At 68.2% G+C, this 25904-nt stretch carries 25 protein-coding genes; 23 read left to right on the top strand and 2 right to left on the bottom strand.

Annotation, left to right across the window (positions count from 1 at the left end):
• The first annotated feature begins 127 nt into the window (after nt 1–127).
• Nucleotides 128–496: a DUF6481 family protein gene (locus tag ABS767_RS10490; protein WP_408078297.1), complete on the top strand. Its 369-nt coding sequence runs from the start codon at nt 128–130 to the stop codon at nt 494–496.
• Between the two features lie 33 nt (nt 497–529).
• Here ABS767_RS10490 and ABS767_RS10495 read toward each other — a convergent pair whose 3' ends face one another.
• Nucleotides 530–1039, bottom strand: coding sequence for a DNA-deoxyinosine glycosylase (locus ABS767_RS10495; protein ID WP_408078298.1), 510 nt, complete (start codon nt 1037–1039; stop codon nt 530–532).
• Between the two features lie 25 nt (nt 1040–1064).
• Here ABS767_RS10495 and ABS767_RS10500 point away from each other — a divergent pair, with 25 nt between their 5' ends.
• The 22 genes from ABS767_RS10500 to ABS767_RS10605 all read left to right on the top strand — a co-directional run bounded on the left by ABS767_RS10500 (nt 1065) and on the right by ABS767_RS10605 (nt 25259).
• Entirely contained in the window at nt 1065–1394 is a 330-nt protein-coding gene (locus ABS767_RS10500; RefSeq protein ID WP_408078299.1) for an Mpo1-like protein, read from the top strand.
• A gap of 83 nt (nt 1395–1477) precedes the next feature.
• On the top strand, nt 1478–2467 hold the full coding sequence (locus tag ABS767_RS10505; RefSeq protein ID WP_408078300.1) for a cysteine synthase A: 990 nt from the start codon (nt 1478–1480) through the stop codon (nt 2465–2467).
• A 68-nt stretch (nt 2468–2535) separates the two neighbouring features.
• A complete protein-coding gene (locus tag ABS767_RS10510; RefSeq protein WP_408078301.1) occupies nt 2536–2841 on the top strand; it encodes a hypothetical protein in 306 nt (101 codons plus the stop codon).
• A gap of 343 nt (nt 2842–3184) precedes the next feature.
• Nucleotides 3185–3694: a division/cell wall cluster transcriptional repressor MraZ gene (locus ABS767_RS10515; protein WP_408078302.1), complete on the top strand. Its 510-nt coding sequence runs from the start codon at nt 3185–3187 to the stop codon at nt 3692–3694.
• Between the two features lie 17 nt (nt 3695–3711).
• Nucleotides 3712–4650 carry a 16S rRNA (cytosine(1402)-N(4))-methyltransferase RsmH gene (rsmH, locus tag ABS767_RS10520; RefSeq protein WP_408078685.1) on the top strand — a complete coding sequence of 313 codons (939 nt, stop codon included), beginning with the start codon at nt 3712–3714 and terminating at the stop codon, nt 4648–4650.
• A 13-nt stretch (nt 4651–4663) separates the two neighbouring features.
• A complete protein-coding gene (locus ABS767_RS10525; RefSeq protein WP_408078303.1) occupies nt 4664–5263 on the top strand; it encodes a hypothetical protein in 600 nt (199 codons plus the stop codon).
• The gene (locus ABS767_RS10530; RefSeq protein ID WP_408078304.1) at nt 5260–6999 is read left to right on the top strand and encodes a peptidoglycan D,D-transpeptidase FtsI family protein; all 1740 of its coding nucleotides are present in this window, start codon (nt 5260–5262) and stop codon (nt 6997–6999) included. The genes ABS767_RS10525 and ABS767_RS10530 overlap by 4 nt, the downstream gene beginning before the upstream one ends.
• Nucleotides 6996–8411: a UDP-N-acetylmuramoyl-L-alanyl-D-glutamate--2,6-diaminopimelate ligase gene (locus ABS767_RS10535; RefSeq protein ID WP_408078305.1), complete on the top strand. Its 1416-nt coding sequence runs from the start codon at nt 6996–6998 to the stop codon at nt 8409–8411. Before ABS767_RS10530 ends, ABS767_RS10535 begins: the two co-directional genes overlap by 4 nt.
• On the top strand, nt 8408–9787 hold the full coding sequence (locus tag ABS767_RS10540) for a UDP-N-acetylmuramoyl-tripeptide--D-alanyl-D-alanine ligase (RefSeq protein WP_408078306.1): 1380 nt from the start codon (nt 8408–8410) through the stop codon (nt 9785–9787). The genes ABS767_RS10535 and ABS767_RS10540 overlap by 4 nt, the downstream gene beginning before the upstream one ends.
• 9 nt (nt 9788–9796) lie before the next feature.
• Nucleotides 9797–10867: a phospho-N-acetylmuramoyl-pentapeptide-transferase gene (mraY, locus tag ABS767_RS10545; RefSeq protein WP_408078307.1), complete on the top strand. Its 1071-nt coding sequence runs from the start codon at nt 9797–9799 to the stop codon at nt 10865–10867.
• Complete coding sequence (gene murD / locus ABS767_RS10550; protein ID WP_408078308.1) at nt 10864–12195, top strand: UDP-N-acetylmuramoyl-L-alanine--D-glutamate ligase; 1332 nt, start codon at nt 10864–10866, stop codon at nt 12193–12195. Before mraY ends, murD begins: the two co-directional genes overlap by 4 nt.
• Entirely contained in the window at nt 12192–13418 is a 1227-nt protein-coding gene (locus tag ABS767_RS10555) for an FtsW/RodA/SpoVE family cell cycle protein (RefSeq protein ID WP_408078309.1), read from the top strand. Before murD ends, ABS767_RS10555 begins: the two co-directional genes overlap by 4 nt.
• A complete protein-coding gene (murG, locus tag ABS767_RS10560) occupies nt 13415–14590 on the top strand; it encodes an undecaprenyldiphospho-muramoylpentapeptide beta-N-acetylglucosaminyltransferase (RefSeq protein WP_408078310.1) in 1176 nt (391 codons plus the stop codon). The genes ABS767_RS10555 and murG overlap by 4 nt, the downstream gene beginning before the upstream one ends.
• On the top strand, nt 14587–16017 hold the full coding sequence (gene murC / locus ABS767_RS10565; RefSeq protein ID WP_408078311.1) for a UDP-N-acetylmuramate--L-alanine ligase: 1431 nt from the start codon (nt 14587–14589) through the stop codon (nt 16015–16017). The genes murG and murC overlap by 4 nt, the downstream gene beginning before the upstream one ends.
• Nucleotides 16014–16208: a hypothetical protein gene (locus ABS767_RS10570; protein ID WP_408078312.1), complete on the top strand. Its 195-nt coding sequence runs from the start codon at nt 16014–16016 to the stop codon at nt 16206–16208. The genes murC and ABS767_RS10570 overlap by 4 nt, the downstream gene beginning before the upstream one ends.
• Nucleotides 16209–16317: 109 nt before the next feature.
• A complete protein-coding gene (gene murB, locus ABS767_RS10575) occupies nt 16318–17211 on the top strand; it encodes a UDP-N-acetylmuramate dehydrogenase (protein ID WP_408078313.1) in 894 nt (297 codons plus the stop codon).
• Nucleotides 17212–17219: 8 nt separating this feature from the next.
• On the top strand, nt 17220–18155 hold the full coding sequence (locus tag ABS767_RS10580) for a D-alanine--D-alanine ligase (protein WP_408078314.1): 936 nt from the start codon (nt 17220–17222) through the stop codon (nt 18153–18155).
• Complete coding sequence (locus ABS767_RS10585; RefSeq protein ID WP_408078315.1) at nt 18152–19051, top strand: cell division protein FtsQ/DivIB; 900 nt, start codon at nt 18152–18154, stop codon at nt 19049–19051. Before ABS767_RS10580 ends, ABS767_RS10585 begins: the two co-directional genes overlap by 4 nt.
• A gap of 11 nt (nt 19052–19062) precedes the next feature.
• Nucleotides 19063–20325: a cell division protein FtsA gene (gene ftsA, locus ABS767_RS10590; RefSeq protein WP_408078316.1), complete on the top strand. Its 1263-nt coding sequence runs from the start codon at nt 19063–19065 to the stop codon at nt 20323–20325.
• Between the two features lie 113 nt (nt 20326–20438).
• On the top strand, nt 20439–21935 hold the full coding sequence (ftsZ, locus tag ABS767_RS10595) for a cell division protein FtsZ (RefSeq protein ID WP_408078317.1): 1497 nt from the start codon (nt 20439–20441) through the stop codon (nt 21933–21935).
• Nucleotides 21936–22063: 128 nt separating this feature from the next.
• Nucleotides 22064–24052, top strand: a complete 1989-nt coding sequence (locus tag ABS767_RS10600) for an SPOR domain-containing protein (protein ID WP_408078318.1) — start codon at nt 22064–22066, stop codon at nt 24050–24052.
• 40 nt (nt 24053–24092) lie between these two features.
• Nucleotides 24093–25259 (top strand): deoxyguanosinetriphosphate triphosphohydrolase, encoded by a 1167-nt coding sequence (locus ABS767_RS10605; RefSeq protein ID WP_408078319.1) that lies wholly within the window; start codon nt 24093–24095, stop codon nt 25257–25259.
• A gap of 186 nt (nt 25260–25445) precedes the next feature.
• Here ABS767_RS10605 and ABS767_RS10610 read toward each other — a convergent pair whose 3' ends face one another.
• Nucleotides 25446–25721, bottom strand: coding sequence for a hypothetical protein (locus tag ABS767_RS10610; RefSeq protein ID WP_408078320.1), 276 nt, complete (start codon nt 25719–25721; stop codon nt 25446–25448).
• Between the last annotated feature and the right edge of the window lie 183 nt (nt 25722–25904).

The raw sequence follows: 25904 nt of genomic DNA on the forward strand, positions 1-25904 counted from the left end.
GGCGCCCAATCGGCTATAGCGCGTCCATTCAATCGCATCCGCTTTCGTCGCAGGGCCGTTGCCGGTTTAATCGGCGACCGTGCCAGCGCGGGCGGTGCGCCCCGCTTCAACCGTTCAAGGAACCTTCGTGCCGTCATATAAAGAACCTTCGTTTCAGGAACGCACCGCGCTGGCCGCAAAGGCGCGTGAAAAGGCGCTGGCCAAGCTGAAGGCCAAGCCGCCCATCGACCCTGCCGTAGCGCAGGCGCGGCGCGAGGCGGCCGAGGCCAAGGAGAAGGCACAGGCCGAGGCGCGTGCGGCCAAGGCCGAGGCGATCGCGAAGGCGAAGGCCGAGAAGGCGGCGCTGGCCGAAGCCGCGCGCATCAAACGCGAGGAAGAGGAAGCTGCTGCAGCCGAAGCCGCGGCGCTGAAGGCTGCGCGGCTGGCTCCGCCGAGCGCGGCGGAGATGAAGGCGGCGCGCGATGCCCGCTATGCGGCGCGCAAGGCGCGGAAGTAAGCGCGGCCCCCGGCCTGGCGTCTGTCGGCCGGATTAATCGCCCAGCACCTCCCGCAACGCGAGCCAAGCGGGCAGCTTTGCCGCGATGCCGACGGTGTGGAGCGGGCTGGACGAGGGGAGCGGGAGGATCGTCCACCGCTGTGCCGCGTCCCCCAGCTGGCGCAGGCCGAGGCGATGCGCGGTGGCGCCGTTGAAGGCGATGGCGCGCAGATCGGGCAGGCGGGTGGCTAGGGTGGCGAGATCGTTCGGCTCGACCGCGGCGATCGCGGCATCGCTGCTGCCGGTGCGCGTGGCGCTGGCGACCGCATCCCACAGGCCGATGCGCGCGTCGCGCAGCGCGGCGAGGCGGGCTTCATAGGTGAGGGCGGGAAGGTCTTCATGGCCGATCACCGCGCCGACCAGTGCCCAGAACTGGTTTTGCGGGTGCGCGTAATAGCGCTGTTCGGCGAGGCTGCGCTCGCCCGGCAAGCTGCCGCAGATCAGGATGCGGGTGCGCGCGTCGGTGACCGGGGGGAAGCTGGATTTGCGTGGGATTGATTGCATGGTGGCGCCGTCCTAGCATCGGGGCATGGCCCGCGCGATCACCCGCTATGCCGAGTTCTGGCCGCATTATCTGCGCGAACATGCCAGGCCACAGACGCGCGCGCTGCATTATGCCGGGACGGCGCTGACCTTTGTCGCGCTGGCGGCGGGGCTGGCGTGGAATGCGTGGTGGTTCGTGGCGATCCCGCTGGCGGGCTATGGCTTTGCCTGGGGCGCGCATTTCGCGGTGGAGCGCAACCGGCCGGCGACCTTCACCTATCCGACGTGGTCGCTGGTGAGCGATTATCGCATGTTCTTCCTGTGGCTGACCGGGCGATTGGGGCCGCACCTGAAGCAGGCTGGGGTAGTGGGTTGATGCCGGTGCGGGACCAGCTCTGCTGAACCACGCACATAGTTTCGCTTGCTTGCGCGGGCGGGGGCCGTGCCTATGTTCGGCGGATGCATGTAGCAAATGATACGATCGCGCTGATCGGCAATACCCCGCTGGTGCGGCTGAAGGGGCCGAGCGAGGCTGCGGGCTGCGACATTTTCGGCAAGTGCGAGTTCGCTAATCCGGGCGCGAGCGTCAAGGATCGCGCGGCGCTGTCCATCGTCGAGGATGCCGAGGAGCGCGGGCTGATCCAGCCGGGCGGCACGATCGTCGAGGGGACGGCGGGGAACACCGGGATCGGCCTGGCGCTGGTGGCCAACGCCAAGGGCTACAAGACGATCATCGTTATGCCCGAGACGCAGAGTCGCGAGAAGATGGACACGCTGCGCGCGCTGGGGGCGGAGCTGGTGCTGGTGCCGGCGGCGCCCTATTCGAACCCCGGGCATTTCGTGCACACCAGCCGCCGCATCGCCGAGGAGACGCCGAACGCGATCTGGGCGAACCAGTTCGACAATATCGCCAATCGCCGCGCGCATATCGTCGGCACGGCCGAGGAGATCTGGACGCAGATGGAGGGCCGCATCGACGGCTTTACCTGTGCTGCCGGGACCGGCGGGACGATCGCCGGGGTGGGGCTCGGCCTCAAGGAAAAGGACGAGAAGATCCGCATCGCGCTGTCCGATCCGCATGGCGCGGCGCTGTATTCCTATTACGCGACCGGCGAGCTGAAGGCCGAGGGGTCGTCGGTCGCCGAAGGGATCGGGCAGGGGCGGATCACCGCGAACCTGGAGGGTGCGCCGATCGATACGCAGTTCCGCATCAGCGATGCCGAGGGGATGGAGTGGGTCCGCCGCCTGCTCGCCGAGGAAGGGCTGTGCCTCGGCCTGTCGTCGGGGATCAACGTCGCGGGCGCGGTGCGGCTGGGGCGCGAGCTGGGGCCGGGGGCGCGGGTCGCGACGATCCTGTGCGATACCGGGTTTCGCTATCTTTCGACGCTGTACAATGCGGAGTGGCTGCGCGCGAAGGGGCTGGCGGTGCCCGAATGGCTCGACGCCTGACAGGCTGGCGGCCCGTCAAACTCCCGTTCGACAATCGGCTGTTAAGGCGTTACATTTATGCCACAGCCATGAAGTCGTTACCCACCGATCCACAATCGAGCATGCAGCGAGTCCGCGTCGGATTGACCGGGCTGGCCACCGTGCTGCTGTTGATCGGCGTGGCGAGTGCGATCTTCACCTCTGCCGATAATGAGGACCCGGTGGTCGCCGACGGGGCGTCCAAGCCTGATGTCGTCGCCAACATGACCGACGGCGTGATGACCAACAGCGCGGCGCTTCCCAAGGACGAGCCGATCGCCGAACTGGGCATCGCGCCGCGCACCGCCGAAACCCCGGCGCCGGAAATCACCCCCTATCCGATCCCCGAGAAATGACCCGTCAGCCGCGCCCGATCCGGTTCGCGCGGGAATTTCCGGGAAATTCCGCCACTGGCGCGGTTCGCGCCTGCAGGAGCGGCTCTGTCCTGAGGCCGCCGCCGCTGGACCGCAGGAACATAACGTGTTCACTTAACGAATGAAGTGAATACAGCGGCAAGAAGTGGCGCCAAGTGGGGCTTTTTACCGCGAAATCCCGAGTAGAGGCATTGAAAACCTGGATCGCTTGCGATACGCCAGCGGTACACAGGGTGACCTTTATCGTCGGCCGTTAACGGTCCGGGAGCGACGTAACGACGCGGTTCCGGAGACGGGGAAGGTGTGCCCGCCAAAAGGGGCGAGCGTGGCGCGGAGCGGCTACAGAGGCGTGGGGTTGCAGATGGTGGACGACAAGGGTCGCGTCGCCATCCCCGCAGCGCTGCGCGCCGCGCTGGAGAAGAACAGCGGCCTGCCGACCGACAGCAAGGAAGCGCGCGTTGCGATCCTGGCGACGCACGAGACCGACGAGTGCCTGGTCGCCTATGACGAACCCCATTTCAATGCGATGATGGAGCGGCTCGACGCGCGCGCGCTCGAATTTGCGGGCGATCGCGGGCAGGTCGACTATAATATCTGGCGCGACGGCGTGGGAACGAGCGAGAATATCGCGTTCGATCCTTCGGGCCGCTTCGTGATGCCCGCGATCCTCGGCCGGATCGGCGGCATTCCCAAATCCTCCTACGCCTTCTTCGTCGGCGTGGGCGCGATGATCGAGATCTGGAATCCCAAGACGCTGCTCGACAATCCGTCGATCTCCGAGAAGCTGAAGATCGCTTGCCGCTTCAGCCTCGAGGAAAAGGGGGTGGTGCTGTGAGCGCGTCCGCCAGCCCGATCGTTAACCAGGATCGTCCACATATTCCGGTGCTGTTGGCGGCGGTGCTCGATGGCCTCGCCATCCAGCCCGGCGAGCGGCACGTCGACGCCACGTTCGGCGCCGGCGGCTATACACGCGCGTTCCTCGAGCGGGGCGCCGAGGTGGCCGCTTTCGATCGCGACCCAAGCGCGATCGAAGGCGGCCAAGCCCTTGTTGCGGAAAGCGAAAACCGCCTGATCCTGATCCAGGCGCCGTTTTCCGCGATGGATCGCGAACTGGAAATCCGCGGGCTGGCGCCGGTCGACGGCGTGACGCTCGACATCGGGGTGTCGTCGATGCAGCTCGACCAGGCCGAGCGGGGGTTCAGCTTTCAGAGCGACGGGCCGCTGGACATGCGGATGGACCAGTCGGGCATGACCGCGGCCGAATTGGTTAACGAAATCAGTGAGTCCGATTTAACCACGATATTGCGGAATTACGGGGAAGAAAAACAGGCCCGACGTGTGGCACAAGCGATCGTGAAGGCACGGCCCCACGCGCGCACCGGGGACCTGGCCAACGTGGTGCGGCGGGCGCTCGGCTATCGTCCGCACGAGAAGAAGGACCCGGCCACAAGGACCTTCCAGGCGATCCGGATCCACCTCAACCGCGAGCTCGACGAGCTCGAGGAAGGGCTGGCTGCGGCCGAGCGGGCGCTGAAGCCCGGGGGCCGGCTGGCGGTGGTGACGTTCCACAGCCTGGAGGACCGGATGGTCAAGAAATTCCTGCGCGAGCGCAGCGGGAGCGAGCCGGCGGGATCGCGGCATCGCCCGGCGGTGACGGCGGCGCGGGCACCGAGCTTCGAGACGCCCGCGAAGGCGGTGCGGCCGAGCGAGGACGAGATTGCGGTGAACCCGCGGGCACGGTCGGCGACGTTGCGCGTCGCCCGCCGCACCGCAGCACCGGCGTGGCAGTGACTGGGAGGCGAAGGTGGCGATCAAGGCGTTGAACGGGTTCGGGTGGTTCCTGACCGGCGTGGTCGTGGCGCCGGCATGCTATCTGGTGTCGTCGCAGGTTGCGGCCGAACGATCGAAGGTCGAGGCGGTCGAGCGCGCGATCGTGAAGGCGCGCAAGGATATTCGCGGTCTGGAAACCGAGTTCGACACGCGCGCCAACCTGGCGCAGCTCGAGCGGTGGAACGGCGAGGTGATGCGCTACACCGCGCCGACGCCGCGCCAGTTCCTGGCGAGCGATACCGAGCTGGCCGGGCTGCGTCCGATGGAAGGCGACGGCATGGCCGAGCGCTATGCCGCGATGATCGTGCCGCAGGGTTTGCCTGACGTGGTGACGGGCACGGCGCAAACGGCATCCGACGCGGTGGCGCCGACGCCCAAGCCTGTCGCGGCCGTCGCCACCGCGAAGGTCGAGGCCGTCGCCCGGCAGCCGGAGAAGCTGGCCGCGGCCGTCGCCGCACCTGCGCGCGTCGCCAAGGACGAGGCAGTCGCGATGCTCGATCGCAAGCTGCTCAAGGATTCGAGCTTCGGCGACCTGATGAAGGGCGTTCGCGCGGAGGCGACGAAAATCCGGTGACGGTGCTCGTCGCCCCCGCGCCGCGCCTGCGGTCCCGCGACGGCCAGCGTGCCGCGCCGATGGCGGTCGCGCATGTGCGACTGATGATCCTGACCTTGCTGTTCGCCGCCGCGATCACGGTGATCATCGCGCGGCTGGCGCTGCTTGCGGTGATGGCCGAACCGGCACAGGCGACCAGCGTCAACGCGATGCTGGTGCCGCTGCGCGGCGACCTCGTCGACCGGAACGGCGCGCCGCTCGCGCGGACGATCGACGCCTGGTCGATCGGCGTGCGGCCCGACCGGGTGATCGGCGACAAGGCGCAGCTGGCGCAGATGCTGGCTGCGACATTGCCGGGGGCGAGCGCGAGCGAATATGCCAAGCTTTTGAACAGCAACGCCAAATTCACCTATCTGAAGCGCCGCGCGGTGCCCGAGCTGGTCGCCGCGGTCCATGCGCTGGGCGAGCCGGGGATCGAGTTCGCGCGCGAGCCGCAGCGGCTCTATCCGCAGGCGACGCTGGCGGCGCACGCACTGGGCTTCGTCGATTTCGACGGTAAGGGGATCAGCGGCGCCGAACTGATCCTGAACAAGCAGCTGACCGACCCGGCGCGGCGCGGCCAGCCGGTCGCGCTGTCGATCGATCTGCGCGCGCAGGCGGCGCTGGAGAGCGAGCTGGGCGCGGCGATGACGAGCTTTCAGGCGCGTGGCGCGGCGGGCGTGATCCTCGACGTCGCGACGGGCGAGGTGATGGCGATGACGTCGCTGCCGACGTTCAACCCGAACAACGTCAAGGGGGCGAACCCCGAGCATTTTCGCAACAATGTCACGCAGAGCGTCTATGAGCTCGGCTCCACCTTCAAGCCGCTGACGATGGCGTTCGCGATCGAGAGCGGGGTCGCGCCGTCGATGGCCAAGCGCTACGACGCCACCCAGCCGCTGCAGGTCGGCGCGTTCCGCATCCGCGACGACCATGCGCAGAAGCGCTGGCTGAACATTCCCGAGACGCTGATCCATTCGTCGAACATCGCCACCGCGCGGATCGCCGACGAACTGGGCAAGGACCGGATGGCGGCGATGTTCCAGCGCCTGGGCTTCCACGACCGCATGCCGATCGAGCTGAACGGTGCCGCCAAGCCGCTGTGGCCGCAATATTGGGCGCGCACCACGGTGATGACCACCGCCTATGGCCATGGCATCGCGGTGACCCCGCTGCACCTGGCCAGCGCCTATGCCGCGATGGTCAATGGCGGGGTGTGGCGCCCGGCGACGCTGCACAAGATCGAGCCGGGCAAGGCGCCCGCCGGCCAGCGCGTGATTTCCGAGGCGACGAGCGCGCGGATGCGCCAGCTGCTGCGCCTGATCGTCACGCATGGAACGGGCAGCAAGGCGAATGCGCCGGGCTATCGCGTCGGCGGCAAGACCGGCACCGCCGAGGTGCCGGGCCGCGGCGGTTATCAACGGAACAAGAACGTCTCGACCTTCGCAGCGGCTTTCCCGATGGACGCACCGCGCTATGTGGTGCTGGTGATGCTCGATTCGCCGATTGGAAATGCACAGTCCGCGGGCCAGACCACCGCAGGCTGGACCGCCGCCCCCGTCGTCAACCGCGTGGTGATGCGGACCGGCGCGATGCTGGGCGTGGTGCCCGACGAACGCCGGGACGTCGACGTCTCTGACCTCACCCCGCTGCTGTGGGAGCCGGATGCGAAGGCCAAGCCCGCAGCCGCGGCGCTCGGCGCGGGGGCGGACGAGTGAGGCTGGGCGAACTTACCGGCAACGGCGAGCAGGATATCGTCACGGGCTTCGCGATCGACCACCGCAAGGTTGCGCCTGGCACGATATTCGGCGCGTTTCGCGGCACCCGCTTCAACGGCGAGGAATTCATTCCCGATGCGATCGCGCGCGGCGCTGTGGCGGTGGTCGCGCGGCCCGAGGTGAAGGTCGAGGGCGCGGCGCATATCGCGAGCGACCATCCGCGCACCGAATTCGCGCGGATCGCGGCGAAATTCTTTGCGCCGTTCCCCGAAACATCGGTCGCGGTCACCGGGACCAACGGCAAGACGTCGACGGTCGAGATGGTGCGCCAGCTGTGGCTGATGGCCGGGCATCATGCTGCGTCGATCGGCACGCTGGGCGTCACCACGGCGAGCGAGATGGTGTCGACCGGGCTGACCACGCCCGACGTCGTCACCTTCCTGTCCAACGTCGCGGGGCTCGCTCGCGAGGGCGTGACGCATCTGGCGTTCGAAGCATCGAGCCACGGCCTGTCACAGTACCGGACCGAGGGTTTGCCAGTTCGCGCCGCGGCGTTCACCAACCTCAGCCGCGATCACCTCGACTATCACAAGGACATGGCGGATTATTTCACCGCCAAGCTGCGCCTGTTCGCCGACGTGCTCGATCCCGACGGCGCGGTGGTGGTTTGGGCGGACGATCCGCACAGCGAGCGCGTGATCGACATCGCGCGGATGCGTGGGAACCGGATACTTACCGTCGGCGAGCATGGCGACACGCTGCGCCTCGTCTCGCGCGAGCCGACCTTGCTCGACCAGAAGCTGGTGGTTGCCGCAGGCGGGGTGGAGCACCGCGTCAGCCTGCCGCTGATCGGCGGATATCAGGCGGCGAATGCGCTGGTCGCGGCCGGGCTGGTGATCGCAACCGGGGGCGATCAGGCGGAGACCATCGCCAACCTCGCGCGATTGCGGCCGGTGCGCGGGCGGCTGGAGCGCGCGGCGATCTGCAAGAGCGGAGCGCCGGTCTATGTCGACTATGCGCATACGCCCGACGCGATCGAGGCGGCGATCGCGGCGTTGAAGCCGCACGCTGCCGGGCGGCTGATCATCGTGTTCGGCGCGGGCGGCGACCGCGACATCGGCAAGCGCGAGCCGATGGGCATTGCCGCCTGTTCGGGCGCCGACATGGTGATCGTCACCGACGACAATCCGCGCGGCGAAGATGCCGCGACGATCCGCCGCCAGGTCATCAAGGGCTGTCCGGGCGCGACCGAGATCGGCGACCGCCGTGCGGCGATCACTGCAGCAGTCGCGGCGGCCGGACCCGCGGACATCGTGCTGATCGCGGGCAAGGGGCATGAGCAGGGCCAGATCGTCGGCGACATGGTGCTGCCGTTCGACGATGTCAGCGTCGCGCGGGAGGCGGCGGCATGAGCGAGCCGCTGTGGACCTCGGGCGAGATTGCCGCTGCCACCGGCGGAACTGCTTCGGCCGAGTTCGATGTCGAAGCCGTCGCGTTCGACAGCCGCGAAGTGGGGCCGGGCGCGTTGTTCTTCGCGCTGACCGGCGAAACGACCGACGGGCATCGCTTCCTCGACCAGGCGTTCGCCAGCGGTGCGGCGGGGGCGGTGGTTTCGCAGGAGACGCGGCACCCGCATATCCTGACCGGCGATACGACGGTTGCACTGGAAAACCTCGCCCGCGCGAGCCGCAAGCGGATGACCGGGGTGGTGATCGGCGTGACCGGATCGGTGGGCAAGACCGGGACCAAGGAGGCGCTGTTCGAATGCCTCGACCGCGCCGATCCGGGCGGGGCGCACCGGTCGCTCAAGAGCTACAACAATCATACCGGAGTGCCGCTGTCGCTCGCACGGATGCCGCGCGACACGCGCTTCGGCGTGTTCGAGATGGGGATGAACCATGCCGGCGAGCTGCTGGCGCTGACGCATATGGTGCGCCCGCACATCGCCATCGTCACCACCATCGCGCCCGCGCACACCGAATTCTTCGACAGTGTCGAAGCGATCGCCGACGCCAAGGGCGAGATTTTCCAGGGGCTGGTGCCCGGCGGGACCGCGATCGTGCCGTTCGATAGCCCCTATCGCGACCGCCTGATCGCTGCGGCGGAGGGGCATGCGGGCCGCATCGTGACCTTCGGGTTGAAGGACGGCGCCGATGTGAGCGCGATCGAGATCATTCCGCAGGAGCGCGGGGGCACCTTCGTCACCGCGCAGATCGGGGTGGATCGCACGTTGAGCTTTACCCTGTCGCAGCCGGGAGATCACTGGGTCGCCAATGCGATGGCGGTGCTGGCGGCGGTCGACGCGGCGGGCGGCGATCTGGAGCAGGCGGGTCTTGCGCTCGGCGAGATGGGCGGGCTGGCCGGGCGGGGCGCGCGCTTCGCGACCAAGGTCGATGGCGGCGACGCGCTGGTGATCGACGAGAGTTATAACGCCAACCCGACTTCGATGCGCGCGACGCTTGAGGTCCTGTCCGCGGCGCCCGCGACCCGACGCGTCGCGGTGCTGGGCGAAATGCGCGAACTGGGCGATCAATCCGACGCCTATCATCGCGGTCTTGCCGACCCGATCGTCGCCGCGGGCGTCGAAGCGGTGGTTCTTGTCGGCGAAGGGATGGCGCCGCTCGCGCGGGCGCTTGAGGGGCGGGTCGAATTCGTTCATGTGGCCGACGCCGCGAGTGCCCGCGAGCGCATCGATGCGATGCTGCGGCCGGGGGACGCGGTCCTCATCAAGGGTTCGAACGGGGTCGGGCTGTCGCGGGTCGTGGCGGCGCTGGCGGGAAGGGATTAGCGCAACGCCATGCTGTACGAACTTGCCGAATGGCTGGGGTTTCCGGGGCTGCTCAACCTGTTCCGGTACCTGTCGTTCCGCACTGGCGCGTCGGTTGCCACCGCGTTGCTGCTGGGCCTGATCATCGGGCCGCGTTTCATCGGCTGGCTGCGCGTTCGCCAGGGCAAGGGCCAGCCGATCCGCACCGACGGACCGCAGAGTCACCTCGCCAAGCGCGGCACGCCGACCATGGGCGGGCTGATGATCCTGACCAGCCTGTCGCTCGCGATCCTGCTGTGGATGGACCTGAGCAACCCCTATATCTGGGCGTGCGTGTTCGTGACGCTGGGCTTTGGCATGATCGGGTTCCTCGATGATTACGACAAGGTGCGCAAGGCGAGCACGGCGGGCGTTTCGGGGCGGGTGCGGTTGCTGGGCGAGTTCGTCATCGCGGGCGTCGCGGCGTGGGTCATCACGCTGCAGAACGGGACGATGCTGTATGTGCCGTTCTTCAGCGAGTTCAGCGTCGACCTTGGCTATTTCTACGTCGTGTTCGCCGCCTTCACGATCGTGGCGTTCGGCAATGCGGTGAACCTGACCGACGGCCTGGACGGGCTGGCGACCATGCCGGTGATCATCGCGAGCAGCGCGTTCCTGCTGATCGCGTACCTCGTCGGCAACAAGATCTATGCGACCTATCTCGGCATTCCGCATGTGCCGGGCGCGGGCGACCTTGCCATCTTCTGCGGCGCGATCATTGGCGCGGGGCTCGCCTTTCTGTGGTTCAACGCGCCCCCGGCGGCGGTGTTCATGGGGGATACCGGCAGCCTGGCACTGGGCGGCGCGCTCGGCGCGATCGCGGTGACCACGCACCACGAGCTGGTGCTGGGGATCATCGGCGGGCTGTTCGTGGTCGAGGCGATGAGTGTCATCATTCAGGTGTTCTGGTACAAGCGTACCGGCAAGCGCGTGTTCAAAATGGCGCCGATCCACCATCATTTCGAGCAGCTTGGCTGGAGCGAGCCGACGGTCGTGATCCGTTTCTGGATCATCGCCTTTGTCCTCGCGCTCGCCGGGCTGGCGACGCTGAAGCTGCGGTGATCGTTTCCGCCGCCTGGCGCGGGAAACGCTTTGCGGTACTCGGGCTGGCGCGGTCGGGGGCGGCGAGCGTGCGTGCGCTGCTGGCTGGCGGGGCGGGGGTCATGGCGTGGGATGGCAAGGCCGAGGCGCGGGATGCGCTCGTCGCGACTGCCCCTCTCCCAACCCTCTCCCCTGAAGGGGAGAGGGCTATCGAACTGGCCGACCCGTTGGAGATCGACCTTGCCGGGTTCGCTGGCGTCGTGGTGTCGCCCGGTGTTCCGCTGAATAGCCATCCCATCGCTACCAAGGCGCGCGATGCGGGTGTGCCGATCATCGGCGATATCGAGCTGTTCGCGCAGGCGCGGGGCGAGCTTCCGACGCACAAAGTCGTGGGGATCACCGGCACCAACGGGAAGTCGACCACGACCGCGCTGATCCACCATATCCTCGAGACCGCAGGCGTCCCGGCGCGGATGGGCGGGAATATCGGGTTGCCGATCCTGGGGCAGGAGCCGTTGCCGGAGGGTGGCGTCTATGTGCTCGAGCTGTCGAGCTATCAGATCGACCTGACCCACAGCCTCGACTGCGAGGTTGCGGTGCTGCTCAACATCACGCCCGATCATCTCGACCGCTATGACGGGTTCGATGGCTATGCGGCGTCGAAGGCGCGGCTGTTCGCGATGCAGTCCAGGGGGCATGCGGCGATCATCGGGATCGGGGACGAGGCGTCGCAGGCGGTAGCGAAGCAGGTCGCGCGCTCGGGACGGGCGGAGGACGTGACCAAGATCGCGCCGGGTTTCTGCATGGACCAGTCGCGCTGGCCGGCATTGCAGGGGCCGCACAATGCGCAGAATGCGCTCGCCGCGATCGCCGCATGCGAGGCGCTCGGCGTCGATCAGGCGAGCATCGACAAGGGGCTGGAGAGCTTTCCGGGGCTGCCGCACCGGATGGAGCGGGTCGCGATCCGGAACGGCGTGACCTTCGTCAACGACAGCAAGGCGACCAATGCCGAGTCCACCGCGCCTGCGCTGGCGGCCTATGATCGCATTCACTGGATCGTCGGGGGCAAGGCGAAGTCCGCCGACCTCGATCCCTGCCGCCCGGGTTTTCCCCATATTGTCCGCGCCTATACCATCGGCGAGGCGGGGGCGATGTTTGCCGATCTGCTCGAAGGGGAAATGCCGGTGACGCGCAGCGGGACGCTGGCCGATGCGGTGCGCGCGGCCGCGGCGAATGCGGTGGCGGGGGAGACGGTGTTGCTGTCCCCGGCCTGCGCATCGTTCGATCAGTTTCGCGACTATGAGGATCGCGGCGACCAGTTCCGCGCGGCGGTAGAGGCATTGTCATGAACGACGTGATCCGCACCACCACCAAGCGCAAGCCGCTGCGCGAGCGGTTCGAAGACCAGTTGAGCCGGGGGAGCAAGACGCCGCTGGGTCTGTGGTTCTGGGAGATCGACCGCATCCTGCTGCTGCTCGCGCTGTTGCTGATCGGCATCGGGCTGGTCGCGGTGGCGGCGGCGTCGCCGGCCTCGGCCGAGCGCTATTCGGATACGACGAAGCAGTTCGCGTCGATGCACTATTTCTGGCGGCAGGCGCTGTGGATCGGGCTGTCGGTGCCGGTGCTGCTGGTCGTGTCGATGCTGCCGATCAGCATCGCCCGGCGCGCGGCGATCCTGGGCACGGGCGTCTGCATCCTGCTGGTCGCGGTGGCCGGGTTCTTCGGGACCGAGATCAACGGCGCGCGGCGCTGGGTGGGGTTCGGCTTTGCGAGCTTCCAGCCCTCTGAATTCCTGAAGCCTTTTTACATCGTCACCACCGCCTGGCTGTTGTCGATGCGGGCGAAGGACCCCGATCTGCCCGTGATCCCGCTGACCGGCGTGATGACCGTCGTCATCGCGGCGCTGCTGATGAAGCAGCCCGATTTCGGGCAGACGATGGTGTTCGGCGCGGTGTGGGTGATCCTGCTGATGCTCGCCGGGATTTCGACGCGCGCGATCGGCGTGCTGGGCGGTGCGGGCGTCGCGGGCGTGGTCGCGGCCTATCTGTTCTATGATACGGCGCGCACGCGCATCGACAGCTTCCTGTTTCCCGATCCCGAAAAGGCGGCGGCGGAACATTATCAGACCGACATGGCGCATGCGGTGCTGACCGCGGGCGGACCGACCGGCACCGGGCCGGGGGGCGGGACGGTCAAGTTCAAGCTGCCCGAGGCGCATACCGATTACATCTTCTCGGTCGTGGGCGAGGAGTTCGGGCTGATCGCGTGCATCGCCATCGCGCTGATCTACCTGGCCATCGTGGTGCGGGTGCTGATCAAGCTGCTGGACGAGGAGGATGCGTTCCGTCTGCTCGCCGCCGCGGGGCTGGCGGCCCAATTCGGGATTCAGGCGGTGATCAACATGGCGGTCAATACCGGCCTTGCCCCCTCCAAGGGCATGACCTTGCCCTTCATTTCCTATGGCGGATCGTCGATGGTGGCGCTGTCGATCGGAATGGGACTGCTGCTCGCTTTCACGCGGCGGAATCCGTATCTGAAGCGCTCCAACTATACGGTTCGAGGTAGTAAATGACATCCGGACGGCATTACGTCCTCGCTGCCGGGGGTACCGGTGGGCATATGGTCCCCGCCGCGGCATTGGCGGCGGAGTTGATGCGGCGCGGGCATCAGGTCGCGCTGCTGTCGGACGAGCGCGGCGTGCGCTTTCCCGACCTGTTCGACGGCGTCGAGACGCGCGTCCTGCCGGCATCGCGTTTTTCGGGTGGACCGGTCGGCTGGATGAAGGCGGTCGGGGTCATGCTGAAGGGGCGTCGCGCCGCGCGCAGGCTGTATCGCGAGTTCCGTCCCGCGGCGGTGGTGGCGTTCGGCGGTTATGCGTCGATGCCCGCATTGATGGCGGCATTCGCGACGAAGGTGCCGACGGTGATCCATGAGCAGAACGCCGTGCTCGGCCGGGTCAACCGGCTGGTGGCGGGCAAGGTGGGTGCGATCGCCACCAGCTATGAGGAGGTCGCGCGGCTGAAGCCGGGCTATGCGGACAAGACCCATCTGACCGGCAATCCGGTGCGCGAGGCGGTGCTCGACCTGCGGCTGCGGCCGTATCCGCCGCTGGAAGAGGAGGGCATTTTCCGCGTGCTGGTGACCGGCGGGAGCCAGGGTGCGTCGGTGCTGTCGCAGGTCGTGCCCGATGGCCTGGCGCTGCTGCCCGTGCATTTCCGGCGCCGGTTGCAGGTGACGCATCAGGCGCGGGTCGAGGATATCGACGAGGTGCGCCGCAAATATGCCGAGCATGGCATCCCGGCGGAGATCGCGACCTATCTGCCCGACCTGCCCGAGCGGCTGGCCTGGGCGCATATCGTGATCGCGCGCGCGGGCGCCTCGACCATTGCCGAGCTGACCGCGGCGGGGCGTCCGGCGATCCTCGTGCCGCTACCGAGCGCGACCGACGATCACCAGACCGCGAACGCGCGCGAGATCAGCGCGGCGGGTGGGGCGCGCACGATCCCGCAGCGGGCGTTCACCGCGCAGGAGCTGGCCAAGCAGATCCAGAAGCTGGGGCTGGATCCCGAGGGACTGGCGCATGCGGCGGCGTGTGCGCGCAGCGTGGGGCGGCCCGATGCGGTGCGTGACCTTGCCGATCTGGTCGAATCGATCGATGCCGACTGGGCGTCGGCGGGAATGGGGCATGCCGAGCCGATCAAGTCGCTGCGCACCGGTGAAGCGTTCGCAAAGGTGCAGGCATGAAGGGTGTCGCCAAGGATATCGGCACGATCCACTTCGTCGGCATCGGCGGGATCGGCATGTCGGGCATCGCCGAGGTGATGCACAATCTGGGCTACAAGGTGCAGGGCAGCGACAGCGCCGAGGGCTATGTCGTCGAGGGGCTGCGCAAGCGCGGCATTCCGATAACGATCGGGCAGAGCGGCGACAATCTGGGCGATGCGGCGGTGGTGGTGACGTCGACTGCGATCCGGCGCGACAATCCCGAGGTGCAGGCTGCCTATGCCAACCGCATCCCGGTGGTGCGGCGCGCGGAGATGCTGGCCGAGCTGATGCGGCTTAAGTCCACCGTCGCGGTGGCGGGGACGCACGGCAAGACGACAACCACGTCGATGATCGCGGCGCTGCTCGATGCGGGCGGGGTCGATCCGACCGTGATCAACGGTGGCATCATCAACCAGTATGGCTCCAACGCACGGCTGGGCGACAGCGAGTGGATGGTGGTCGAGGCCGATGAGAGCGACGGTAGCTTCCTGCGGCTCGACGGCACGATCGCGGTGGTGACCAATATCGATCCCGAGCATCTCGATCACTATGGCAGCTTCGACAAGGCCAAGGACGCCTATGTCGAGTTCGTCGAGAACGTGCCGTTTTACGGCGCGGCATTGCTGTGTCTCGACCATCCCGAGGTGCAGGCGATCATCCCGCGCGTGCGCGACCGGCGCATCGTGACCTATGGCTTTGCTGCCAGCGCGGACGTGCGCGGGGTCAATGTGACGCCGCATGCCGGGGGCAACCGGTTCGAGGCGATCATTCGTTCGCGTGACGGCACGACGCGGTCGATCGAGGGGATCGATCTGCCGATGCCGGGCCGCCACAATGTCCAGAACGCGCTCGCCGCGATCGGCGTCGCGCTCGAAATGGGCATCGACGATGCCACGATCCAGAACGGTTTTGCCCGTTTCGAGGGGGTCAAGCGGCGTTTCACCAAGGTCGGCGAGATCGGCTTTGCCGGCGCGGCGCCTGCGATCGTGATCGACGACTATGGCCATCACCCGGTCGAGATCCGCGCGGTGCTGGCGGCGGCGCGCGAGAGTGCGCAGGCGCGGGTGATCGCGGTGGTGCAGCCGCACCGCTATTCGCGGCTCGGCAATCTGATGGACGAGTTTGCGCAGGGCTTCAACGACGCCGACATGGTGCTGGTGACCCCGGTCTATGCCGCGGGCGAGGCGCCGGTCGAGGGCGTGAGCGGCGAGGCGCTGGTCGAGCGGACGCTGGAGCGCGGCCATCGCTCGGTCGAGAGCGTGGCCGACGCCGACGCGCTGGCGGCGCGGATCGCGGAGATTGCGCAGCCGGGCGACCTGATCGTGTGCCTGGGCGCGGGCGACATCACGAAATGGGCCGCCGGCCTGGCGCACGCGGTCGACGCGAAGCGGAGCGTGACGGCATGAGCGACTGGTTCACCCTGGCCACCGACATGCAGCGTGAAATCCTGCGTGCGCAGAAGGCGCAGATGGACGCGGCGCAGACGATGCTCGATGCGGGCAAGGATGTCGCCAAGCTGCAGGAGGCGGGGGCGAAGGCTGCGGAGGCGAACCTGTCCTTTTGGAAGCAATGGGCGAAACTGTGGGGGATGAAGTGAGGCTTTTCGCGTTCACTGTTCTCCTGCGAACGCAGGAGGCCAGAGTTTCGAAGGGCGTCGCGCGTGGCCCTGGGCTCCTGCGTTCGCAGGAGAACATGGGGACGGTCCCGTGGTGACTGCGACACTCCCCAAGGTACGGGGGAAGCTGACCCCCGACGCGCCGCTGGCGCCGCTCGTCTGGTTCAAGAGTGGCGGGACTGCGGAATGGCTGTTCGAGCCGGCGGACGTTGCGGATCTGTGCGATTTCCTGCGCGATCTTGACCCGGCGGTGCCGGTGATGGCGCTTGGGCTGGGGTCGAACCTGATCGTGCGCGATGGCGGGGTGCCGGGCGTGGTGGTGCGGCTGGGCAAGGCATTTGCGAAGGTCCAGGCCGAGGGCCAAACGCTGACCTGTGGCGGCGGGGCGAGCGGGATCCTGGTGTCGTCCACCGCGCGCGACGCGGGCATTGCTGGCGTCGAGTTTCTGCGGTCGATCCCCGGCACGGTGGGCGGGTTCGTGCGGATGAATGGGGGCGCTTATGGGCGCGAGACCAAGAATATCCTGATAGAGTGTGAAGTCGTGCTCCGGTCGGGCGAGCGGGTCACGCTGCCGGTCGCGGAGCTCGGCTATACCTATCGCCACTCCGAACTGCCCGAGGGGGCGATCGTGGTAAGCGCGACCTTTCGCGGCGAAGCGGGCGAGCCGGCGGCGATCCAGGCCGAGATGGACCGCATCGCCGCCGCGCGTGAGGCGTCGCAGCCGCTGCGGAGCAAGACGGGCGGATCGACCTTCAAAAACCCCGAGGGCGACAAGGCGTGGCGGCTGGTCGATGCGGCGGGCTGTCGCGGGCTCAAGCGCGGCGGGGCGCAGGTGAGCGAGAAGCACACCAACTTTCTGATCAATACCGGCGACGCGACCAGCGCGGATATCGAAGGGCTGGGCGACGAGGTGCGCGCGCGGGTGAAGGCGGCGAGCGGGGTTGAACTCGAGTGGGAAATTCAGCGTGTGGGGTTGGCGAAGTGAGTGAATCCGTGAAGCGCCTCCACGTCGCGGTCCTGATGGGTGGCTGGTCGGCCGAGCGGCCGGTGTCGCTGATGTCGGGCGAAGGGATTGCCGATGCGCTGGAGTCGCTTGGCCATCGCGTGACGCGGATCGACATGGATCGCGATGTTGCGGCGAAGCTGGCGGCGGCGAAGCCCGATGTAGTGTTCAACGCACTGCACGGGACGCCCGGCGAGGACGGGACGGTGCAGGGGATGCTCGACCTGATGGGGCTGCGCTATACGCACTCCGGCATGGTCACGTCGGTCATCGCGATCGACAAGGTGCTGACCAAGCAGGCGCTGGTGCCGCATGGCATCCCGATGCCGGGCGGGCAGATCGTGTCGACTGCGTCGCTGTACGAAGCCGATCCGATGCCGCGGCCCTATGTGCTCAAGCCCGTCAATGAGGGCTCGTCTGTCGGCGTGGCGATCGTCACGACCGAGGGCAATACCGGCAACCCGATTTCGCCCGGCGCCAAGGGGCCGTGGCAGGAATTCGACGAACTGCTCGCCGAGCCGTTCATCCGTGGGCGCGAGCTGACCACCGCGGTGCTCGGCGACAAGGCGCTGCTGGTGACCGAGCTCAAGCCGAAGAGCGGGTTCTACGATTTCGACGCAAAATATACCGACGGGATGACCGACCATATCTGTCCGGCGGAGATTCCCCAGGAGATCGCCGAGGCGTGCAAGCGGATCGCGCTCGACGCGCATCGCCTGCTGGGGTGCAAGGGCGCGTCGCGGTCGGACTTTCGCTGGGATGACGAGAAGGGCCTCGACGGGCTGTTCCTGCTGGAGGTCAACACCCAGCCGGGGATGACGCCCTTGAGCCTGGTGCCCGAACAGGCCAAGGCGCTGGGGATGAGTTACGCTGAGCTCGTCCAGGCGATCGTCGATGAAGCCATGCAAGACGGGGGCGCCGGATGAGCCGCAAGCCCGCCCGTCGCCCGACCGTCAAGCCCAAGCGCCGCGCGCAGGCGAAGCGCAAGCAGCCGCATCTGCTCGACCGGATGGTCGCAGCGGTGCCGGTGAGCGAGGCAACGCTGCACCGGATCATCGCGTGGAGCATCACCGGCATTGCAGTCGCGTCGCTGATCGGTGTCGCGACGCTGTTCGGCGTGCCCGGTGTCGTCGGCACCGCGCTGGCCGAGGGGATCGGCCGAGCTGGCTTCCGCGTCCAGCAGGTCGAGGTGACCGGCATCAAGCGCGCCGACAAGATGACCGTGTACAACTACACGCTCGACCAGAAGTCGCGGGCGATGCCGCTGGTCGACCTGGAAGAGGTGCGCGGCAAGCTGATGACGATCGGCTGGGTTGCCGATGCCCGCGTTTCGCGACGCCTGCCCGACACGCTGGTGGTCGACATCGTCGAGCGCCAAGCGGCGGCGGTGTGGCAGCATCAGGGACAGTTGATGCTGATCGATGGCGAGGGCGTGCTGCTCGAACCGGTGTCGGCCGATGCGATGCCGGATCTGCCGCTGGTGATCGGCGACGGTGCCTATGCCCAGCAGCCGGCCTATCAGCGGTTGTTGTCGGCAGCGCCCGCGCTGAAGCCATTGGTCAAGGCCGCGACCTGGATCGGCAACCGGCGCTGGGACCTGTCCTTCAACACCGGGGAACGACTGGCGCTGCCCGAGGGCGAGGAGGCCGCAGCCAAGGCGCTGGTCAAGTTCGCGGAGATGGACGGCGCGGACCGTCTGCTGGGGCGCGGCTATCTGCGCTTCGATCTGCGCGATCCGACGCGACTGGTCGTGCGGATGCCGGGACAGGTGATTCGCAAAGAGATTGATTCGCCAGCACAAACTGCCAGTGTGAGCGAGTAGGGGGACAGAAGATGGCCAAGAACGCACCCGAAGGTCTGATTACCGCGCTCGACATCGGATCGTCGAAAGTGTCGGCGCTGATCGCGCAGAAGGGCGATGGCGGCGAACTGGTCGTGCTCGGCACCGGCCAGCGCGAGAGCCGCGGCGTCCAGCGCGGCTATATCGCCGACATGGCGGCGACCGAGGTGGCGGTGCGCGAGGCGGTGGAGCAGGCGGAGCGGATCGCGGGCACCAATATCGAGGACGTGTGGGTCAGCTTCTCCGCCGGCGGGCTGGATTCGAACATCCTGCGGCTGGAAGTCGATTTGGGCGGGCATCGCGTCGAACAGTCGGACATCGACGATCTGCTGCGCGCGGGACGCGAGGCGATCAATCCGGGCGGGCGGATGGTGCTGCACGCGCAGCCGACGCGCTACACGCTCGACGGTCTGGCGGGCGTCAAGCAGCCGCGTGGGCTGCATGCCGAGCGGCTGGGCGTCGACATCCATGTCGTGTCGACCGAGGGTGCGCCGGTGCGCAACCTCGACCTGTGCGTCCGTTCGGCGCATCTCGAGGTCAAGTCGATCATCGCCGCGCCGGTCGCGACGGGCCTTGCCTGCCTGTCCGAAGAAGAGCGCGAGCTGGGCGTCGCGCTGGTCGAGATCGGCGCGGGCGTGACCAATGTCTCGGTCTACAAGGACGGCGTGCTCACCGGCCTGTCGTCGATCGGAAGCGGTTCTGCGGATATCACCGACGATATCGCCAGCGCCTTCGGCACGCGCCGCGGCCAGGCCGAGCGGATGAAGTGCTTCTACGGCAGCGCCAACATGACGCCGCGCGACAATCACGACATGATCGACGTCGCCCCGGCCAACCCCGAAGACGAGAGCGAAGGCGCGCGGATTACCCGCGCCGCGCTGATCGCGGTCATCCGCCAGCGTCTCGACCGGCTGATGGTCGAGATCGGGAAGGAGCTGACGCGCCTCAACTTCGCCGACCCGGTGGGCCGACAGATCGTGCTGACCGGCGGCGGCGCCGAATTGAAGGGCATCGCGGATTACGCGCAACAGGCATTGGGCCGTTCGGTGCGGGTCGGGCGGCCGCGCGGCCTGACCGCGCTGCCCGAGGCGCATGCCGGGCCGGCATTCGCGACGCTGGCCGGGCTCGCGACCTTTGCCGCGGCCGATCCGGTCGACCTGCGCGCGCTGGAGCCGTCGCGCGGGCAACTGGTCGTCCGGAGCAATCCGAAGGCGATGATCCAGCGGATGATGGCGGCGTTTCGGGCGAATTATTGACATTTCGTGACGCTGGGGGCGGATATCGCTGGAACCGCTCCGCGCCATGGTGCAGAAACATGCGATTGACGGGCGTCGCTCAAGGGGTGCGAGCCTGAGGAGACAGAACTGAGATGAGCATCGATTTCCTTCCGCAGGATCTGGACGAACTGACGCCGCGGATCACGGTGATCGGCGTAGGCGGCGCGGGCGGCAACGCGATCGCGAACATGATCCGCGCCGAGGTCCAGGGCGTCGAGTTCCTGGTCGCGAACACCGACGCGCAGGCGCTGAAACAGTCGAGCGCGGGCCACCGCATCCAGCTTGGCGCCAAGATCACGCAGGGTCTGGGCGCGGGTAGCCGGCCCGAAATCGGTCGCGCTGCGGCGGAAGAGACGATCGAGCAGGTGCAGGAAGCGCTGAACGGCGCGCATATGTGCTTCATCGCGGCGGGCATGGGCGGCGGCACCGGCACCGGCGCGGCGCCGGTGATCGCCAAGGCCGCGCGCGACATGGGCATCCTGACCGTCGGCGTGGTGACCAAGCCGTTCGCGTTCGAGGGCAAGAAGCGCGCGATGTCGGCGGAGGCGGGCATCGAGGAGCTGCAGAAGTTCGTCGACACGCTGATCGTCATTCCGAACCAGAACCTGTTCCTGGTCGCCAACGCCAACACGACGTTCAAGGAAGCGTTCGAAATGGCGGACGAGGTGCTGCAGCAGGGCGTGCGCGGCATCACCGACCTGATGGTCATGCCGGGCCTGATCAACCTCGACTTTGCCGACGTCCGCGCCGTGATGAGCGAGATGGGCAAGGCGATGATGGGCACCGGCGAAGCATCGGGCGACAGCCGCGCGATCGAAGCGGCGCAGCAGGCGATCGCCAACCCGCTGCTCGACGGCGTTTCGCTGGACGGTGCCAAGGGTGTCATCGTGTCGATCACCGGCGGCGAGGACATGCGCCTGCTCGAAGTCGACGAGGCCGCGAACCATATCCGCGAGCTGGTCGACGACAATGCCAACATCATCTGGGGCTCGGCGTTCAACCCCGACCTGGAAGGCAAGATCCGCGTGTCGGTCGTCGCGACGGGCATCGAGGCCGATCCGGCGGCGAAGCCGGCAGCGCCCGCCGCCGCGAGCACGGACAGCAGCCGCAGCTTCTCCTTCGGCACGGTGCGCCGTCCGCTGGCGCCCGCTGCCACGCCGGAGGCGCCCGCCGCCGATCCGGCACCGGAGCCGGTCACCGAAACGGCTCCTGAGCCCGGCTTCACCACCGAGCCGGTTGCGGCAGCGGACGAGGACGAACTGACGCTTGAAGCGCCGGATGCGCTGCCCGAGGCGCCGGCGACCACCGATGACGAGCTGGTCCTCGGGTCCGATGCGATGGTTCCGCAGGCTCCGGCCGAGCCGGCCGTCGAAGCGCCGGCACCCGAGCCGACGATCCGTCGCCGCTGGCTGACCGGCGGCGACGACGAGCCTGCCGCGGCACCCGCGCCGGCCGCGGAGCAGCCCAAGCCGAGGAGCGGCGGTACGCTGTTCGAGCGGATGGCCGCCGCGCGCAACGGATCGAAAGACGACGACGACAAGGATCCGCTGGATATTCCGCGCTTCCTCAATCGCCAGAACAACCAGTAAGGCGTTCGGCCCCGCATGATCCCGTGCGGGGCCGCCTGCATCCCGTCGCGCGCTCGGCTCGCCCCGCCGCTGGCGTCAGCGTTCGACAGGGAGCATTCAGCCCGATTTTCGTGTAGCTGCCGCCGAGCATGACCCGTCAACGCATCCTCCGCGCCGTCGCAATCGCCAGTTTCGCCGTCCCCGTCGCGATGCCGATCGCGACGCCGGCTTCGGCGCAGGAGGTGGTGGCGCCAGCGACTCCGAATGCCGACCGGCTGGCGGCGCAGATGCGCATCCTGGCGGCCGATCCGCGCAATGTGGAAGCGCTGCTGATCGCCGGGGAGATGAGTGCACGGCTGAACGATCCCTCCGCCGCGGCGGGATTCTTCGCGCGCGCGCAGGCGCTCGCTCCGGGCAATCCGCGCGTTCAGGCGGGGCAGGCGATGGTGATGGTCCGGATGGAAAAGCCGGGCGAGGCGCTGCGGCTGTTCGCGGCCGCCGAGCGTGCGGGCGTGGCGATGCGGCCCTATGCCTCCGACCGCGGGATGGCTTATGATCTGGTCGGCGCGCAGGCGCATGCTCAGCGTGAGCATCGATTGGCGATGCAGGACGATCCGGACGACGAAACGGTTCGCCGCTACGCGCTGTCGCTGGGGATCAGCGGAAGGACCGATGAGGCGATGGCGGTGCTCGATCCGCTGTTGCGGCGCAGCGATCGGGGTGCGTGGCGCGCGCGGGCGTTCATCCAGGCGATGAATGGCGATGCTGCGGGCGCGGACAAGATCGCGGCAAGCATGATGGGTGGGTTCGGCAGTGCGCTCTCGCCCTTTTTCCGGCGACTGCCGAGCCTGTCGGCGGCCGACAAGGCGTTCGCGGTGCATTTCGGCGAGTTGCGGCGCACTCCTGCGCGGATCGCCGATGCGCAGGCCGCGCCGCCCCTGCCACCGCTGCCACAGGAGGCTCCCGTGCGGGTTGCGGCGGCGGAACCGGAACGCGGTACGTCCGCGGGATCGAGCCGCGTGCGCGCGCCGCGAGGCGCCCGCGAGGCTGCGGCACGCGCCGAAACCCAGCGCCGCGAGCGGGAGGGCGCTGCTGCGCGCAGGGCGAAGGAGGAGGCCGAGGCGCGTCGACTGGCCGAAGCCCGCGCCGCGCAGGAGCGCGAGACCCAACGCCAGGCAGAGGTTGCACGGCAGGCCGAGGCCCAGCGATTGGCCGAAGCGCAGCGGTTGGCCGAAGCGCAGCGAGTTGCCGAGGCGCAACGGGTGGCCGAGGCGCAGCGTTCGGCTGAGGCCCAGCGGGTGGCGGAACAGCGGCGTCAGGCGGAAGCTCAGCGCGTTGCCGACGCTCGCGCGGCGCAGGAGCGCGAGGCGGCGGCACAGCGCGAGCGCGAAGCGGTGGCGCTCCGCGAGCGCGAGGCCGAGCAGCGGCGTCTGGCCCAGGCGGCGACGCCGGCCACCGCGCCCGCGACGCCAGCAACGACACCCGCTGCGGCACCGGTTGCCGTGGCCCGCGCACCCGAACCTGCGCCGGCACCCGGATTCTCGCCCGAGGGCGCGATGGTGCTGCCCGCGGAGGGCAGCGGTGCTCCGCCGCGGATCGGCGCCGAGGACAATGTCATCGCGCGGATCGTGTCCGGGATCACCATCCCGGCCTCCGAACTGGGCGTCGAACCGATGCCCGGTCGCGAGGAGCCCCAGGTCGCCGAAGCCACCCCGCCGCCGGTCCCCGCGCCAGCGCCCGCCGCGACGCCGAAGGCCGAACCCGAGCCGGCAAAGCCCGAGCCTGCCGCAAAGAAGGCCGAGCCCAAGCCTCAGCCGAAACCGGTGCCCAAGGCGAAGCCCAAGCCCGACCCGGCGAAGACCGACCCGGCACGCAACTGGGTTCAGGTGGCGGGCGGCGCGAACGTCAACGCGCTGCCGCGCGAATGGAAGCGTCTCGTCGCCGAGGCGCCCGCCGAGTTCCGTGGCAAACAGGCGTGGACGACGCCGCTGCGCTTCACCAACCGGCTGCTGGTCGGCCCGTTCAAGAGCGAGGGCGACGCGCAGGATTTCGTGAACGCGATCGCAAAGAAGGGGCTGTCGGCGTTCGCATGGACGAGCGAGGCGGGGCAGAAGATCGAGAAGCTCGACGTCAAATGATCTATGCGGCGGCGATGCCGATTCGCCTCAAGTCTCCCGCATGACCACCCTGCAACGCTATGCCAGCGATCCGTCGCGCAGCCGCGGGAGGCAGCATGACGAGGGGCGCGGCACCGTGCGCGGCCCGCGCGACGCGTTCCAGCGCGACCGCGACCGCATCGTCCACTCGATCAGCTTTCGCCGGCTGCGCCACAAGACGCAGGTGTTCATGGCGCCCGATGGCGACCATTTCCGTGTCCGCCTGACGCACAGCCTGGAGGTGGCGCAGATCGGGCGCACGGTCGCGCGGACGTTGGGCCTGAACGAGGATCTGACCGAGGCGCTGTGCCTGGCGCACGATATCGGCCATCCGCCCTTCGGCCATGCCGGCGAGCGCGCGCTGCAGGATGCGTTGAGCGGGCAGGGCGGGTTCGACCATAATGGCAATACGCTGCGCGCGCTGATGGCGATCGACTGCCCCTATCCCGGATGGGACGGGCTGAACCTGAGCTGGGAGACGCTGGAGGGGCTGGCCAAGCATAACGGGCCGGTAGCCGAGCCGGGCTGGGCGCTGGCGGCGGCGGATGCGGCGTTTCCGCTCGATCTGCAGAAGCACAGCTCGCTCGAGGCGCAGGTCGCGGCGATCGCCGACGACATCGCCTATGACAATCACGACATCGACGATGGCCTGCGCGCGGGGCTGCTGACGCTGGAGCAGCTGCTGGAGGTCCCGCTGGTCGCGCGGGGATGGGATGCGGTGCGCGAACGCTGGCCCGACGGCTCGCCCAAGCGGCTGATGCGCGAGCTTGTGCGCAACCAGATCGGGGTGATGGTCAACGACCTGATCGGCGAGACGCAGCGGCGGATCGCGGCGGCGGGAATCGAGACCGCGGAAGATGTGCGCGAGGCGGGGCGGGCGCTGTGCGGCTTTTCCGACGCGATGCGTGAGGAAGAGCGCGCGCTCAAGCGCTTCATGTACGCCAATCTCTATCACCATCCCCATCAGCTGGAGGCGGCGGAGATGGCGCATGGGGTGATCGCGGGGCTGTATGCGGCCTATGCCGCCGATCCGGCGCTGATGCCCGAGGCGTGGCGTGCGTCGCTGCCCGGCGAGGAGCCTTGGCGCAGCCGTCACATTGCCGATTTCATCGCCGGGATGACCGATCGGTATGCCATCGCGCGCTATTGCGAGGCGGTCGGGCCGATCGACTTGCCCGAGGGGTTTTAGGAGCGAACATTCCTCCCCTGCCCCGGAGGGGAGGTGTCAGCGCAGCTGACGGAGGGGCCGCCCTCGCAGAGAGCGGAATTTTGTCGAGATGCTCACAGCCGTCTGCGCGGCCGCCCCTCCACCACCGCCTGCGGCGGTGGTCCCCCTCCCCTGAGACGAGCTCAGGGGAGGAATGCGTTTACTGGCTTACCGCGACGCGGTCTCGACGCCCTTGGCGAGCGGCTTGGCGATGCGGAACGATACCGGGGTGCCGCCGACATTACCCGTCACGCGGGTGCCGCGCACGGTGAGCGTGTAGCTCGACCCGCCGGGGAACGCCTTGCCCTCCAGCACCGTCGCGTCACCATCGCGGCTGCTGGTGTAGACATAGGTGACGCCGTCGCGCTTGAAGGTCCGCTCGTTCGCATAGGCAGCGACGGGCAGGCTGAGGAGGACGGCGGCGCTGATGAAGGTCTTGATCACGATCTTTCTCCCTTTGGGTTTGAAGGGCCAGATCGGCATCCAATCTTATGTTCTTGGCGCCAGAATATGCTGCGATGCAGCAATGCCAAGCGCGCAGGTTGCAAGTGCGGTTGCAGGATCCGCAGCCGCCGAAGCGTGTCGTGGACGCGACGAAATTGCCGCCCGGCACAGATTTGCGACAAA

This window comes from Sphingomonas plantiphila, assembly GCF_046000505.1.
Taxonomy (GTDB): Bacteria; Pseudomonadota; Alphaproteobacteria; order Sphingomonadales; family Sphingomonadaceae; genus Sphingomonas; species Sphingomonas plantiphila.